The 14,846-nt window shown below is 69.0% G+C and carries 11 protein-coding genes; 8 read left to right on the plus strand and 3 right to left on the minus strand.

From position 1 onward, the window contains the following. The coding region (locus tag ACWCSV_RS34020; RefSeq protein ID WP_451149034.1) for a glycoside hydrolase family 27 protein at window positions 1–1,272 on the plus strand (1,272 nt) is incomplete at its 5' end. 390 nt (window positions 1,273–1,662) lie between these two features. Next, window positions 1,663–4,701: a TIM-barrel domain-containing protein gene (locus tag ACWCSV_RS34025; protein WP_451149036.1), complete on the plus strand. Its 3,039-nt coding sequence runs from the start codon at window positions 1,663–1,665 to the stop codon at window positions 4,699–4,701. 331 nt (window positions 4,702–5,032) lie between these two features. On the opposite strand, the gene ACWCSV_RS34030 is transcribed toward ACWCSV_RS34025, so the two are convergent. Next, window positions 5,033–5,566, minus strand: coding sequence for a MarR family winged helix-turn-helix transcriptional regulator (locus tag ACWCSV_RS34030; RefSeq protein ID WP_451149038.1), 534 nt, complete (start codon window positions 5,564–5,566; stop codon window positions 5,033–5,035). A gap of 69 nt (window positions 5,567–5,635) precedes the next feature. On the opposite strand from ACWCSV_RS34030, the gene ACWCSV_RS34035 reads away from it, so the two are divergent. Then, window positions 5,636–6,703: an amidohydrolase family protein gene (locus ACWCSV_RS34035; RefSeq protein ID WP_451149040.1), complete on the plus strand. Its 1,068-nt coding sequence runs from the start codon at window positions 5,636–5,638 to the stop codon at window positions 6,701–6,703. Next, on the plus strand, window positions 6,700–7,812 hold the full coding sequence (gene hisC / locus ACWCSV_RS34040; protein ID WP_451149042.1) for a histidinol-phosphate transaminase: 1,113 nt from the start codon (window positions 6,700–6,702) through the stop codon (window positions 7,810–7,812). The genes ACWCSV_RS34035 and hisC overlap by 4 nt, the downstream gene beginning before the upstream one ends. Here the strand turns inward: hisC and ACWCSV_RS34045 are convergent. Beyond that, window positions 7,768–8,646: a LysR family transcriptional regulator gene (locus ACWCSV_RS34045; RefSeq protein ID WP_451149044.1), complete on the minus strand. Its 879-nt coding sequence runs from the start codon at window positions 8,644–8,646 to the stop codon at window positions 7,768–7,770. The two genes, hisC and ACWCSV_RS34045, sit on opposite strands and share 45 nt — an antisense overlap. 86 nt (window positions 8,647–8,732) lie before the next feature. Between ACWCSV_RS34045 and ACWCSV_RS34050 the strand changes: the two genes are divergently transcribed. Continuing rightward, complete coding sequence (locus ACWCSV_RS34050) at window positions 8,733–9,332, plus strand: nuclear transport factor 2 family protein (protein ID WP_451149046.1); 600 nt, start codon at window positions 8,733–8,735, stop codon at window positions 9,330–9,332. 53 nt (window positions 9,333–9,385) lie between these two features. Next, the gene (locus ACWCSV_RS34055; RefSeq protein ID WP_451149048.1) at window positions 9,386–10,381 is read left to right on the plus strand and encodes an amidohydrolase family protein; all 996 of its coding nucleotides are present in this window, start codon (window positions 9,386–9,388) and stop codon (window positions 10,379–10,381) included. 195 nt (window positions 10,382–10,576) lie between these two features. Here the strand turns inward: ACWCSV_RS34055 and ACWCSV_RS34060 are convergent, their stop codons facing one another. Beyond that, the gene (locus tag ACWCSV_RS34060) at window positions 10,577–11,278 is read right to left on the minus strand and encodes a TetR family transcriptional regulator (RefSeq protein WP_451149050.1); all 702 of its coding nucleotides are present in this window, start codon (window positions 11,276–11,278) and stop codon (window positions 10,577–10,579) included. 166 nt (window positions 11,279–11,444) lie between these two features. Between ACWCSV_RS34060 and ACWCSV_RS34065 the strand changes: the two genes are divergently transcribed. Together ACWCSV_RS34065 and ACWCSV_RS34070 are read left to right on the plus strand one after the other, a co-directional pair. Further along, window positions 11,445–12,779, plus strand: coding sequence for an MFS transporter (locus tag ACWCSV_RS34065; RefSeq protein ID WP_451149052.1), 1,335 nt, complete (start codon window positions 11,445–11,447; stop codon window positions 12,777–12,779). A 53-nt stretch (window positions 12,780–12,832) separates the two neighbouring features. Continuing rightward, window positions 12,833–14,614, plus strand: coding sequence for a glycoside hydrolase family 3 protein (locus ACWCSV_RS34070; protein WP_451149054.1), 1,782 nt, complete (start codon window positions 12,833–12,835; stop codon window positions 14,612–14,614). Window positions 14,615–14,846 lie beyond the last annotated feature (232 nt).

A 14,846-nucleotide genomic window follows, 5' to 3' on the forward strand; every position in this document is an offset into this window, starting at 1 on the left:
GCGGACTACGTGCACTCCAAGGGGCTGAAGTTCGGCCTCTATTCCAGCGCGGGCACCAAGACCTGTGCGGACAACGGGTTCCCCGGCGGCCTCGGCCACGAGCAGCAGGACGCCGACCTGTGGGCCTCCTGGGGCGTGGACTACCTCAAGTACGACAACTGCAACAACACCGGCGTGGACGCGCAGGCCCGGTACAAGGCGATGAGTGACGCGCTGAAGGCCACCGGCCGTCCGATCCTCTACAGCATCTGCGAGTGGGGCTCCAACCAGCCCTGGAACTGGGCGCCGTCCCTCGGCAACTCCTGGCGCACCACCGGCGACATCAACGACACCTGGTCCAAGATGATCGACATCGCGCACAAGAACCAGACGAGGGCGCAGTACGCCAAGCCCGGCGCCTGGAACGACCCGGACATGCTGGAGGTCGGCAACGGCGGCATGACCGACACCGAGTACCGCACCCACTTCAGTCTCTGGTCCCAGATGGCCGCACCCCTGCTCATCGGCAGCGACATCCGCAGCGCGAGCCCGGCGACACTGACCATCCTGAAGAACACCGACGTCATCGCCGTCGACCAGGACCCCCTGGGCAAGCAGGGCACCGTCGTCTCCTCCTCCGGCGGACTCGTCGTCATGTCCAAGCAGTTGGCCAACGGCGACCGGGCGGTCACCCTCACCAACGAGAGCGCCTCCACCGCCACCGTCAGCACCACGGCCGCCGCCGTCGGGCTGCCGTCCGCGTCCTCGTACAAGCTCGCCAACCTGTGGACCAAAGCGGTCTCCTCGACGAGCGGCACGATCAGCGCGTCGGTGCCCGCCCACGGCACGGTGATGTACCGGGTCTCGTCCGGCACCGGCAGCAGCACCGGTACGACCCACCCGCTGATCAACGCCTCCTCCCAGCGCTGCCTCGACGCGGAGGGCGGCGAGACCACGCCCGGTACGAAGATCGAGATCTGGGACTGCAACGGGCGCACCAACCAGGCCGTGACCCTCACCGCCGCCGGTGAACTGCGCCTCTACAACGGCTCGCAATGCCTCGACGCCTACGACAAGCAGACGGATCCGGGCACCGTGGTGCAGTTGTGGACCTGCAACGGTGGTGCCAACCAGCAGTGGAAGCTGAATCCTGACGGCACCGTCACCGGAACCCAGTCGGGCCTCTGCCTCGACGTCACGGGCGGCGACAAACCCGCGGGCAACGTCAACGGGACCGCGCTGGAGCTGTGGAACTGCAACGGCGGCGCCAACCAGAAATGGAGCCTGGGCTGATCCCTCCTGCCCGGCAGTTCGACGGACCCGGTACGTGTGCGCACGACGCATACGTACCGGGTCACCAACAGGGGGCCGGCAACTCTTCCACCCCTGCGAAATCCAGGAGACCGAGAACGCTCTGCGGGCCCTGACGGTCATCGTCTTCGTTGCCGCCCCCAAGTGCGGCCGTACCGGCCGAAGTGCTGACGAGCCGTTTCTCGACCGAGGTCGGAACGCGCGGGGCGAACAGGGTCCCCGCACGAGTGGGGTCGACAACCGACAGAGTGAAGTGCCCCGACCACCACGGGGGCGAGCTCCGCCTCGACAACAGAGCCGTCCGCTCGGCGCCCCACACACGTGTGAATCCGTATCTCCGACCCTCGCATCCCCCCACGCATGGGAGACATGATGAAGCGCGAAACGATCAAACGCAGGACCCTGCTCACCACGGCTGCCGGCGCGCTGGCCGGGGGTGCTGTCACTTCGATGTCGCACCGCGCCGCGGCGGCCGACGCACAGGAACAACTCTCCGACTACGCGAAGCACACCAGCGAAGGCGCCAGGAGCGTCACCGTCACCAGCGTGACCGGGCAGCGACTCCGGTTGACGGCGTACGGAGAGCAGATGGTCCGGGTGAGCGCGGCCCGTGCCGGCGAGGACTTCTTCTCCGACACCCGCTACGAGATGGTGCAGCCGGAGAGTCACACGGCTCTGGGCGGCAGCCTGAAACTCACGGCCACCACCGACACCCTGGAGATCCGCACCGCCGCTGCCGACGGTCTGCGCATCGTCCTGCGCAAGAAGCCGCTACGGCTGGAGTTCTACTCCCTGGCCACGGGCACCCTCCTGGCGAGGGAGGACGCGACGCGCAGCATCTCCTGGAGCGGCACGAACCACACCATCGCCACCGCGGCGTTCGTCCCACCGCCCTCGGACGAGCGCTTTCTCAAGGCAGGGCACGGCGTACTGGGGCGCGCACCTCGGCTCGACCGCACGGGCGACACGGTCTCCCACAACTACGCCGACGCGGCAGCCGCCGCGGACAACCCCAACGATCAGGCACCGGCCATCGTGCCGTTCTACCTGTCCAACAAGGGGTACGGAGTCTTCTTCAACACCACGTTCGACACGACCTTCAACTTCGGCGGGTCGAACGGGTACGGATTCTTCGCCGACGGACACGACTCCGGGGGCGTAAGCCCGCAGCTGGACTACTTCCTGATCAACGGACCCCGGTTCGCCCAGCTGCTCGACCGCTACACGCAGCTCACCGGACGGCCGCGGCTGCCTCAACGGTCTGTCTTCGGGCTGCAGCTCTCCGACAAGAACTTCGCCGACGTGAGCGACCAGAACTGGTGGAGGGAGAAGATCACCCAGCACCGCGCCGCCGGCTTCCCCTTCGACCACCAGGTCAACGACAACCGGTGGCGCGAGGGCTCGGGCTCCTGGTCCGGTTCGTGGTTCGAGTTCAGCCACGAGCGCTGGCCCGACCCCGCCGGATACCAGAAGTGGGCCGCCGCGAACGGCGTCACCGTGACCCTGGACTACAACCGCAACAACACCAACGAGATGGCGGGATGGAAGGGCGGCCCGCCGCCCGGTTACAGCCTGGCGGCGGCCGACCTGAAGAACGTGAAGGAGAGCAACGCCGTCCCCGACTGGAGCAACCCCGACACCCGCGCCTGGGTGTGGAAGGTCTTCTGGGACAAGGCTCTCAACCCCACCCTGCAGTTCCCCGGCGACGGCCTGTGGATCGATGAGGTCGACGACCTCGGCGGGATTCCGTACACCGCGAAGATGGCCGACGGCCGCACCTGGGCCGAGGCGCGCAACGCCTACTTCCTGCACGTGCACAAAGCGGTCGGCCAGGAGGGCTGGGACCCCGACGGGGCCGGGCACATCGGGGCCGCCAAGCGCCCGTGGAACTGGAGCCGCGGTGCCACCGCGGGTCAGCAGCGATACGGGCACTACTGGACGGGTGACATCAGCTCGACCTACAACGAGATGCGGAACCAGATCCGGGGCATGCAGACGGCCGGACTGGGCGGCTTCCCGTTCGCCAACATCGACGGCGGCGGCTTCGGCGACGGCAACCTGATCTCCGACGCCTTCTACCGCAACTGGCCCGCCGGATGGTCCAGCTTCGCACCGATCTGGCGCCCCCATGGCACCGCCTCGACCAAGGACCGCGGCAAGCAGGCATCGCGCTGGCCCCTCGACCAGAGCACGCAGGCACGAGCGGACTTCGCGAAGTACGGGCAGCTCCGGTACGGCATGATGCCGTACATCTACACGCTCGCCCACCAGGCCAATGCCACCGGCATGCCCATGGCGAGGGCCATGGTGATCGACTACCAGGACCGGCCGCAGGCCTACACCCACGACCTGCAGTACATGTGGGGCCCCTCGCTTCTCGTCGCCCCCGTCACGTCCGACGGAGGGACCGTCCAGCAGATCTGGCTGCCGGCCGGAACCACCTGGTACAACTTCTGGGCCGACATCAAGCACACCGGGTCCGACACCGCGGATCTGCCGTACACCACGCGTACCGGCGAAACCCCGCTCTTCGTCAAGGCGGGGGCGATTCTTCCCAGGTACCCGTACGCACAGAGCAGCGCCTACCTCACCAAGCGGCAGCTGGAGATGGACGTCTACGCGGGGGCGGACGGAGCCTTCGAGATCGTCGAGGACGACGGGGTGACCGAGGCGTACCGGACCGGCGACAGGACGAGCGTCACTCGCCTCACCTACACCAACGCCTCCCGGCGCGTGGTCATCGCCCACCCGAAGGGGACGTACGACGGCGCGCCCGACGGACGGCGCTACGTGATCCGGGTTCACGGCCTGGACACGCCCGTGGGGATGCGCATCAACGGTGGGGCGACGCTGTCCGCCTTCACCAGCGAGGCCGCCGCACTGCTCAGCGACAGCGGAGCCGGCAGCGTGTGGAACGCCGGAGCGAAGATCTTGACCGTCGTCACACCGGAGATTTCCGTGATCACGAATGGCGGCAACGCCGTCACCGTCGAACCCAGCGGCGGATCCTTCCCCGACGTCGGCGGGGGTACGGTCTACCAGGCCGAGAACGCACGGCTCGACAGCACTTTCGCCATCGACACCAGCCACCCCGGATACACCGGAACCGGATACGCCGACTTCACCGGAACGTCCGCCGGCTCCACCATCGCGTGGACGGTCGCGGTCACGGCGGCCGGCCAGAAGCGACTCGTGGTCCGCTACGCCAACGGCAGCGGCGCGGACCGCCCCGTGACCATCGACGTCAACGGGAAGAAGGCCGGCACCCTCGCCATGTCACCCACAGGGAGCTGGGACACCTGGGCGACGAACTCCGTCACCGCGGAGCTGCCGCAGGGGAACGACGTCACCGTCCGCGTGATCCTCACACAGTCACAGGGCGCGAACATCGACAGCCTCACCCTGCTGTAGCGGCGTCACGACCCCGGATCCGGCGCCGCGCGCACCGTGGCCGTCGGGACCGCCGGTCGTGACGACGGTCCCGACGGCAGCGGCGCGGGTAACGGCACCAATCAGCGGTGAGCACTCCAGGCCGCCGACACCTACTCCTCGTCCTCCATGACCGCCACGCCCTGGTCAATCTCGGTAGCGGCTGGGTGGTGGACGTTCCCAAGGAGTCCACCACCCCTGGCGCGGCACTCCAGCAGTGGTTGCCACAAGTGGCACGAACCAGATCCGGACCCTGAGCCGGACGGAGCGATGGAGACGGTCTGATCGGCGGTCCTGCCGGTGCCGGTAGGCGCTATCCGGCGGTCGGGGATCCGGACCCGCCGGGCTCCGGCAGGTAGCGGAAGGCGAGGGCGCCGGCTCGGGTGTCGGTGACTGTTGCCAGGATCGCGCGCAGTTGGTGCAGCGCGTCCTCAAGCGTCTCGGCCGGGACCGCGGTCAGTACCTGGTGGAGGGCGGTCGTCGCGGCTGCCGTGGTGAGCTGGGCGGCGGTGACTCCCGCGGGTGTCAGCCGGACCTTGTGGCTCCGTCCGTCCGAGGGATCGGGGATGCGGGACACGAGCCCGCGGGCGTCGAGTCGGCGGAGGACGTTGCTCAGCCCGCCGGTCGTCAGCAGCAGACGCGCTGCCAATTCCTTCGGCCGCTGCTGGTACGGGTCACCGGCCGACCGCAATGCCGCGAGCACGTCCAGTTCCGCGGGTGTGAGGCCCTGCGCTGTCAGAGCGGGAGCGATGGCCTGCTCGAAGATGGTCTGAAGGCGCACGACGTGCTGGGAGAAGGCCAGTGCCAGGCGCTCGTCGCGGGAGTCATTCACTCGATCGGCGGACATGATCACATCTTACCGGAAAAACCTTTAGTGATACCTTTCAAGAAAGGTAACTGAGAGGGAGACTTCATCATGACGACTGTCACCGCGTTCGACGGTGTCCGTGTGTTCACGGGCGAGGGCCTGACAGAACCCCGGCGGGTGTATGTCCAGGGGGCGGAGATCGTCGGTGAGAGCGCACCGGACGAGATCGTCGCCGGCGCGGGCAGGGTGCTGCTGCCGGGGCTGATCGATGCGCACATGCACGTGCTCGGCCGCCCCGACCTGGAGAACCTGGCACGGTGGGGCGTGACGACCGGGCTGGACATGGCGGCATGGCCTCAGTCGTTCGTCGCCGAGATGCGCGCGCAGAAGGGCGTGGCGCAGATCTTCAGCGCGACGACCCCCGCGGTGGGCCCCGGCGGCAACCACGCCAAGATGCCTGGCTTCCCCGTCGACGGCATCGTCACGAGTCCGCAGGAGGCGCGCGCGTTCGTGGAGCGCCGTGTCGCCGACGGCGCGGACTACATCAAGATCGTCACCGAGGCCGCTCCTCCGGCGGGTATGGACCAGGAGAGCGTGAACGCGGTCGTCGCCGCGGCGCACGAGCGCGGTCTGCTGGTCGTGGCGCACTCGATCACCACCGGTGCCTTCCACGTGGCGGTCGAGGCCGGTGTCGACATCAGTACGCACGCTCCGCTGGACGCCGTCCTGGACGAGGAGACCGTTCAGCGGATGCTCGGCGGCGGGATGATCTCCGCGCCGACTCTGACGATGATGCGCGGCATCGCCGCTGTGCGGGCCGGTGCGGGACTCAGCTACGAATACGCCCGCGACACGGTGACCCGGTTCCATCAGGCTGGTATCCGGCTGCTGGTCGGAACCGATGCGAACTCCGCTCCCGGCGTTCCGTTCGCTCCCGAGCACGGCTCGTCCCTGCACGACGAGCTGGAGCTCATGGTCGAGGCCGGCCTCACGCCCCTCGAAGCGCTCCGCGCGGCCACCAGCCTCACGGCGGAGACGTTCGGCCTCGCGGACCGTGGTGTCATCGAGCCTGGCAGGCGCGCCGACCTGCTCCTGGTGGACGGCGACCCGACGCAGGACATCACCGCGACCCGCAACATCGCCGGGGTCTGGATCGCGGGGGAGCGCGTTCGATGACCGGTGGCAGCCGTACCCCACCTCGGCTACGTGCTCTGCTCGACTCGATTCCCGTATACGTGCCCGGAAAACCGGCCGCGTCCGCGGGAGGCGCGGGCTGGAAGCTGTCCTCCAACGAGAATCCCTACCCCCCGCTGCCCGGCGTGCTGGAGGCCGTGACCGCCGCCGCCGGAAAGATGAACCGGTACCCGGACCTGCATGGGACGGAACTCACCGCCCGGCTGGCGGAACACCTTGCGGTGCCGGCGTCACGCATCGCTCTCGGTACCGGCTCCAGCGCGTTGCTGCAGCAGCTCTGCCGGATCGCCGTCGACCCCGGCGACGAGGTGGTGTACGCCTGGAGGTCCTTCGAGTCCTACCCTCTCGTCACCCGCCTGTTCGGGGCGCGGCCGGTGCAGGTGCCGCTCACCGGCGGCGAGGCGCACGACCTCGACGCCATGGCGCAGGCGGTCACCGACCGCACCCGGATGGTGTTCGTGTGCACGCCCAACAACCCGACCGGCCGCGCCCTGCGACGAGAGGTCCTGGAGCCGTTCCTCGACCGAATCCCGGCCCACGTGCTGATCGTCCTGGACGAGGCGTACGCGGAGTTCACCAGCGACCCCCACTGCGCCGACGGTATGGAGCTCTGCCGCGAGCGGCCGAATGTCGTGACGGTGCGGACCTTCTCCAAGGCCTACGGGCTGGCCGGGATGCGGATCGGCTACGCGGTGGCCCACGAACCGGTCGCAGAGGCACTGCGGAAGACCGCAATCCCCTTCGGCGTCTCCACGGTCGCGCAGAGCGCCGCGATCGCCTCTCTCGACCGGCGGGCCGAGCTGATGGCACGTGTAGGTGAACTGGTCGCCGAGCGGGAACGCGTCCGCGAGACGCTGCTGGGTCAGGGCTGGACTCCGCCCGACAGTCAGGCCAACTTCCTGTGGCTCCGCCTCGGCGAGCAGACTGCTTCCTTCGCCGAACACTGCCAGGACTCAGGCGTGACCGTGCGGCCCTATGGCCAGGACGGAGTCAGGGTCACCATCGGGGAGCCAGAGGCGAACGACGTGTTCCTGACGGCGGCGGGGTCATGGCGCGCGGACGCCGTCGAGGTAGGCGCGGACCGCGCCTGACGTCTCGTCGTCCCGGCCGATGACCAGGAGGTCCGGTCCCGGCGGTGCTCCGCGCAGGGGGCGGTAGGTGAGGCCCGGCAGGGCGATGCGTTCGGTGGCGGTGGGGACGAGAGCCACCCCGGTGCCGGCCAGGGCGAGGGCGAGGGCTCCCAGGGTGCTGCCGACCAGGCGGACCCGGGAGCGGTCCTCCTCGGCGGCGGGCCAGAGCCGGGAGAGGACGGTCTCGTCCTCCTCGCCGCTCGCGAAGACGATGAGCTCGTGGGAGTTGAGTGCGGACGTCGTGACGGCTGTCGCGGACGCCAGTTCGTGGTCGGTGCGCAGGGCGACGGACAGCGGAGTGGGCGCGCGGCGTGTGACCCGCAGGCCGCCCATGTCGCCGAGGCCCAGGTCGGGGCAGTAGCCGAGGTCGAGCCCGCCGTCGCGCACCGCCTGGATCTGGGCGGCCGGGGGAAGCTCGGTCAGGGCGAGGCCGACCCGCGGGTGCGCCCGGCCGAAGTCGCGCAGATCCTCGGAGAGGACGCCCTGGAGGACGGCGACGCCGGAGAAGCCGATCCGGACCGTGCCCGTCTCGCCGTGTACCGAATCTTTGGCCACCTGCAGGGCGCGGTCGGCCTGCGCCAGGGCTCTGCGGGCCTCGGGCAACAGCAGTTCACCGGCCTCGGTCAGCTCGACGCGTCGACTGGTGCGGGAGAACAGGCTGCCGCCCACCTCCCGCTCCAGGGCCTGGACCTGGGCGCTGAGGGTGGACTGGGTGACGTGCAGCAGGACGGAGGCCCGGCCGAAGTGCCGTTCGTCGGCGACGGCGACGAAGTAGCGCAGGTGCCTCAACTCCACCGTCCACTCCTCTCCATCGTTTCCATCGATTGATTGATCGTATCTTTCGGTTGGACCTATCGCCCGGCGGGGCCCACGCTGGACACATGAACGGGAACGTGACATCTCAGGATCGACAGGACATCGCTGATCTCATGACCGGGTGGATCCACCGGGACCTGGGGGAGTGGGACCGGCTGAAGGGTCTGTTCCACCCCGACGGCCGGATCGAGATCACCTGGTTCGAGGGGTTGGCGTACGAGTTCGTGGACGCCTCCGCCCGGATGGGGGCCTCCGCCTTCCGCACCAAGCACCTGATCACCGCGCCCGTGGTGACCTTCTCGGCCGACGGCACCCGCGCCGTCAGCGAGACCAACGCCGTCATCATCGGCGAGAACGTCGACCTCCGGCTCGGCTGCAACGGCCACAACCGGTTCATCGACCGTCTGGAGAAGCGGGACGGGGTGTGGCGCATCAGCGACCGCAAGAGCGTCTACGACTTCGGCACCTTCACCTTCCCCGCCGGGATCGTCGACATTGACGCGGAAGTGGCCGGCCGGTACCCGAGGGAGTACGCGGCCCTCGCCTACCTGCTGGAAGCCAGCGGATTTCCGGTGAGCCGGGTCTTCGCGACCAAGGGCAGCGACCTGGAGCGCGACATCAAGGAATCCGCCTTCGCCTGGCTGGGCGAGCGGACCGGCAAATGAAAGCCGTCGCGGCGAACGAGAAGCACATCGAACGAGAGGTACAGGGAAGCACGATGAAACTGATCACGATCGAGGAGCACACGCTGCACGCCGGTGTGGCGAAGGCGTCCGCCGCCCGGACGGCTGAGGTCAGTCCCGGCTTCGGCACGTCGTACGCCCCGGCGAGCGGTCTGCCCTACAGCCCGTCGGCCGAGGTGCTGGAGGACCTGGACGAGGGCCGGCTCGCCGCCATGGACGCCGACGGCATCGACATGCAGGTGCTCTCCAACCTGACCACCCAGTACCTGCCCGCCGACGTGGCGCCTGGCTTGGTTCGTGACGTCAACGACCGCCTCGCGGCGGCCTGTCGTCGGCACCCCGACCGGTTCGCCGCCTTCGCTTCGCTGCCCACCACCGCTCCCGAGCACGCTCCGGACGAACTCCGGCGCGCGGTCCAGGAACTGGGTTTCGTCGGCACCCTCATTCACGGTCGCACCGACGACGAGTACCTCTCCGCCGAGCGGTTCGACCCGATTCTGCGCACCGCTGCCGAGCTGGGAGTTCCCGTCTACCTCCACCCCGCCCCGCCGACCCGCGTCACGGCCGCGGACAATTACGAGGCGGGCCTGGAAGAGGTCGTCGCCACCCGGTTCGCGACCGCGGCGTGGGGCTGGCACAACGAGTCCGGCATCCACTTCATCCACCTGGTGCTCAGCGGCGTCTTCGACCGCTACCCCGAGCTGCAGTTCATCCTCGGTCACTGGGGCGAGGCCGTCCCGTGGTACCTGGACCGTCTCGACGAAGCCCTGCCGCGCGAGGCCACCGGCCTCGACCGCACCATCGGCGAGTACGTCCGCCAGAACACCTACTACACGCCCAGCGGTATGTTCACCGCCCCCCACCTGCGCTTCTGCACCGACCTCCTCGGAACCGACCGCATGATCTACTCGGTCGACTACCCCTTCGTCGGCAATGCCGGATCCCGCGCCTTCCTGGCCGACTCCGGCCTCTCCGAAGAAGCCCAGCACGACATCGCCCACCGCAACGCCGAACGCCTTCTCCGCCTCTGACCACCTCAGTGGGCACGGGGGAGGATGGCGATGAGCGACCGCCCGTGCGCGGAGTGGACGCGGCCGCCGACCTCCCCCGCCGAGACGTGTGCCGACGGGGCGCGTGCTCCAAGTGGGCCGGCCTGACGTTCCGCGACGGCCGCGTCGAGTTCCCAGGGTGCGCCGTAATCCGCTGCCTGCCTCGGCTCGTACCGCTCAGGCAGGTGGCAGTGCGGCGGGTGGCGGCAGCGACCTGCCGTCGCGGGTGAGTGCGCGGGAGAGCCGGTTGTAGTAGCCGTCCAGTGCGGCGGGCAGGTCCACGGACAGAGGGTCGAGCGCCCACTGGATCTGGAGGCCGTCGCTGACGGCCGGGATCTCGCCCGCCACCTGCCGTACGTCCACGTCCGGCCGGATCTCACCTGTGGCAACCGCCGCCCGCAGGCAGCGTTCGTGCAGGGCACGGTTCTCTGCGTAGCGGCGGAGGAAACGTTCGTGTGCCGGGTGGGCGGGATCGCCCGCCTCCGCGGAGAGCCGGACGAACAGCTGCAGTCTCCCGGGATGGGCAAGGTTGTACGCTGCCGCCTCCAGCGCTCTGTCACGCAGTGGCGCGAGACCGTTCAGCAGGCCGGTCGCTTCCAGTGCGAGCACGCGATCACGGGTGACGGCCTCGTGGCATTCGAGGACGGCCGTCAGCAGCCGTTCCTTGGATCCGAAGTGGTGCACGACCACCGTCGCGGAGGTTCCTGCATCAGCGGCGATCCGGGCCAACGACGAACTTCCGTACCCCGTCTGCGCGAAGGCGGCGGTGGCTGCCGACAGGATCGCCTCACGGCGCGCGTCGGCGGCGGCGTACGTGCCGCCCCGCCGCTTTCGGGTCGCCTGAGTCTGAGCTGGGGATGGGTCCGCCTTACGGGTCATGCATCAGACCCTACCGACGTGCACGGGTGATTCTCCTGGCCCCGCCCTGTGCCGGGCTCCACCGATGAGCCCTGTGACCTGCGCCACTTTCTCAAAATATGTGACCCGTTCAGTTTTAATGTGGAGGGGTCGACGCGCGACGGTGCCGTCGATCACGGAGGTCACCATGGCAAGAACATTCACCAAGCAGCGGGTAACGTCCGCCGTCCTGTCCCCGGAAGGGGCCGAGGCCGTACCGGCAGCACGGGCAGTCGACGCAGACGGAAAGCACATGCCCGGATACACCACCGGCTTCGCGATGCGGCTCGTCACCGCTCAGTTCCTCATCTCTCTCGCGCTGTTCACTCCGGTCACGGTGTCGCTCTCGCTGCGCGTCTCGCAGATCGACCCGGACGGCAAGGCCTCCTCCCTCAGCACAGTCCTGGCGATCGGCGGGTTCCTGGCGTTGGTCGGCGGGCCGCTCTTCGGTGCACTCTCCGACCGGACCACCTCTCGGTTCGGCCGCAGGCGGCCGTGGGTACTCGGCGGCACGACGGTCGGACTCATCGGCCTGGTGGTCGCGGGCCTGGCGGACAGCGTCGCCGTGCTGGCCGTCGGCTGGGCGGTCACCCAACTCGGGATCAACGCAACGCTGGCCGCCATGCACGCGGTTCTCGCCGACCGGGTCCCGGAACGGGTCCGGGGCCGCATCTCCGGTGCCGTGGGAATGATGACCTACGTGGCCATGGTGTTCGGCGCAGTCCTGGCCAAGGCACTCACCTCGTCGTCGCTGCTGCTGTTCGCCGTCCCGGGTGTCCTGGGTGTGGCCGGAGCCGTGCTCATCACCACGGCGCTGCGCGGTGACCCGCCCGCCGACGCGGACACGCTGCCGCCGTTCCGCATGGGCTCGTTCCTGCGGTCCTTCTGGGTCTCACCGCGCCGACACCCGGACTTCGCCTGGAACTTCGTCGGCCGCTTCCTGGTCTTCGTCGGCGTGTCGTCCGCCACCGGTTACCAGCTCTACTTCGCCGAGGATCAGCTCGGGCAGAGCACCGGTGAGGCGACCGGAACCGTCGCGATCGGTATGACGGTCATGACCGTCGGCGCCGTCGCGGGTTCCCTGTTCTTCGGCTGGCTGTCCGACCGCACGGGCCGCCGCAAGTTCTGCGTCTACGTCGGCACTGCCGTCCTCGCGGTGGGGATAGCCCTTCTCGCGACTTCGCACTCCACCGGCGCGTACCTCCTGGCCATCACCGTGTTCGGTGCGGGCATGGGCGCCTACCTGGCGGTGGACACCGCCATCGCCGTCAAGACGCTGCCACGCGTCGAGGACGCCGCGAAGGACTTGGGTGTCCTGAACGTGGCCAATGCCCTCCCGCAGTCACTCGTGCCGGCGATCGCCCCTCTCTTCCTCGGTATCGCCAGCGCGGACCGGACCAACTATCCGGCGCTCTACCTCTTCGGTGCCCTGGCAGCGGCCGCGGGAGCCGTGGCACTGCGCTTCATCCGCGCCGTGCGCTGACCCCGCCCCCCCCATCTATCGGTGCAGACCACCCAAACCCTCGGAGCAACCGCATGACCACCCTCACTGAAACGCGCACCTACCGTGACCCCAGCCTCCCCGTCGCCCAACGCGTCACCGACCTGCTGACGCGGATGTCCGTCGAGGAGAAGGTGGGCCTGCTCTTCCAGACCGTGGTCACCCTCAACGCGGACGGCTCCCTCGTCGACGAGCCCGGCATGCTCCCCTACACCGCGAGCGAGCTGGTGGGCGAGCGGCGGATGAGCCACTTCAATCTGCTCGGCGGCGCGGGTCCGCGGCAGATCGCGGAATGGCACAACCGGCTCCAGGACCTTGCCGCGGATACCCGGCTTGGCATCCCGGTCACCCTCTCCTCCGACCCCCGACACGCGTTCACCGACAACCCCGGCACCGCGATGACCGCCGGAGCCTTCTCCCAGTGGCCGGAGACGCTCGGCCTCGCGGCGCTCGACTCCCCGGAGCTGATGCGTGAGTACGCCGACACCGTGCGTCGCGAGTACCTCGCCGTCGGGATCAGGCTCGCTCTGCACCCGCAGATCGACCTCGCCACCGAGCCCCGATGGGCGCGGGTCAGCGGCACCTTCGGAGAGGACGCCGACCTCACCTCCCGGCTCGTCACCGCCTATCTGGAGGGGCTGCGGGGTCCCGGCGGAGACCTCGGCGCGGACAGCGTCGCAGCCCTCGTCAAGCACTTCCCCGGCGCGGGCGCCCAGAAGGACGGCGAGGACGCCCACTTCGCCTACGGCCGTGAACAGGTCTACCCCGGTGGTTTCTTCGACTACCACCTGGAGCCCTTCAGGGCGGCACTCGCCGCCGGCGCGACCCAGATCATGCCCTACTACGGCATGCCCGTCGGCACCCCGCACGAGGAAGTCGGCTTCGGCTTCAACAAGGGCATCATCGCCGGCCTGCTGCGGGAACAGCTGGGCTTCGACGGCATCGTCTGCACCGACTGGGGGCTCATCACCGATGACGTGATCTTCGGGCAGGACATGCCCGCACGCGCCTGGGGTGTCGAGCACCTCTCCCCCCTGGAACGGGCGGCGAAGGTCTTGGACGCCGGCGCCGACCAGTTCGGCGGCGAATGGTGCACCGAGCTCGTCGTCGAACTGGTCCGATCCGGCCGGATCGGCGAACAGCGTCTCGACGAATCCGCGCGGCGACTGCTCACCGAGAAGTTCCGTCTCGGGCTCTTCGACGACCGCCGCTACGTCGACCCCGACCAGGCGGAGGAGGTCGTCGGCAGCCGCCCGTTCCGCGTACTCGGTGAGGCGGCTCAGCGTCGCTCCTTCACCCTCCTGAAGAACGACTCCGCGATCCTGCCGCTGAGCAGCGACCGGCCGAAGCTCTACGTACGCGACGTTGCCGAGGACGTGGCAGCCCTCTACGGCGACGTGGTCGGCGACCCGTCCGATGCCGACTTCGCCGTGCTGCGCTTGACCACGCCGTACGATCCCCGGCCCGGCGGCTTCGAGTCCTTCTTCCACAGCGGCCGGCTCGACTTTCCCAAGGAGGAGCTGGACGAGATCCTGTCCCTGTTGAAGGCCGTACCCACGGTCGTCGCGATCCATCTGGAGCGGGCGGCCGTCATTCCGGAGATCGCCGAGAGCGCCGCCGCCCTGTTGGGCTTCTACGGAGCCTCGGACAGGGCGCTCTTCGACGTGCTGTTCGGGCACGACTCCCCGCAGGGCAAGCTCCCCTTCCAGCTCCTCCGCTCCGCAGCAGAGGCCGAGGCGAGCCTGCCCGACCAGCCCCAGCAGAGTCGGGACCCCCTCTTCCCTCTCGGCTTCGGGCTCAGGTACCCGACCGCTTGACCGCCCTTGGATGGGGCGGAGTCGGGTAGAGCGCCCGGTGTGACATGAGTGCGACTCGGTCATCCAGAGCGTCGATCCGTCGAGTGCGGCGGCGACGGACCGGTTCGGCCGGACGTCGCCGCCGCGTGGTTCTCGTGGTGCTCAGCCGGTGATGACGATGCTGATCGGTCCGGAGATGCTGGTGACTCCTTGGGGGGTGGCGCATTGGAGGAGGTTGGGCGCGAGGTAGGTC

It is taken from the genome of Streptomyces sp. NPDC001770 (genome assembly GCF_053596135.1).

What these genes read in the sequence shown, in the direction of transcription:
- ACWCSV_RS34025 (WP_451149036.1), top strand. Translation starts at nt 1,663, where the DNA reads ATGAAGCGCGAAACGATCAAACGCAGGACCCTGCTCACCACGGCTGCC.
- ACWCSV_RS34030 (WP_451149038.1), bottom strand. Translation starts at nt 5,566, where the DNA reads ATGTCCGCCGATCGAGTGAATGACTCCCGCGACGAGCGCCTGGCACTG.
- ACWCSV_RS34035 (WP_451149040.1), top strand. Translation starts at nt 5,636, where the DNA reads ATGACGACTGTCACCGCGTTCGACGGTGTCCGTGTGTTCACGGGCGAG.
- hisC (WP_451149042.1), top strand. Translation starts at nt 6,700, where the DNA reads ATGACCGGTGGCAGCCGTACCCCACCTCGGCTACGTGCTCTGCTCGAC.
- ACWCSV_RS34050 (WP_451149046.1), top strand. Translation starts at nt 8,733, where the DNA reads ATGAACGGGAACGTGACATCTCAGGATCGACAGGACATCGCTGATCTC.
- ACWCSV_RS34055 (WP_451149048.1), top strand. Translation starts at nt 9,386, where the DNA reads ATGAAACTGATCACGATCGAGGAGCACACGCTGCACGCCGGTGTGGCG.
- ACWCSV_RS34060 (WP_451149050.1), bottom strand. Translation starts at nt 11,278, where the DNA reads ATGACCCGTAAGGCGGACCCATCCCCAGCTCAGACTCAGGCGACCCGA.
- ACWCSV_RS34065 (WP_451149052.1), top strand. Translation starts at nt 11,445, where the DNA reads ATGGCAAGAACATTCACCAAGCAGCGGGTAACGTCCGCCGTCCTGTCC.
- ACWCSV_RS34070 (WP_451149054.1), top strand. Translation starts at nt 12,833, where the DNA reads ATGACCACCCTCACTGAAACGCGCACCTACCGTGACCCCAGCCTCCCC.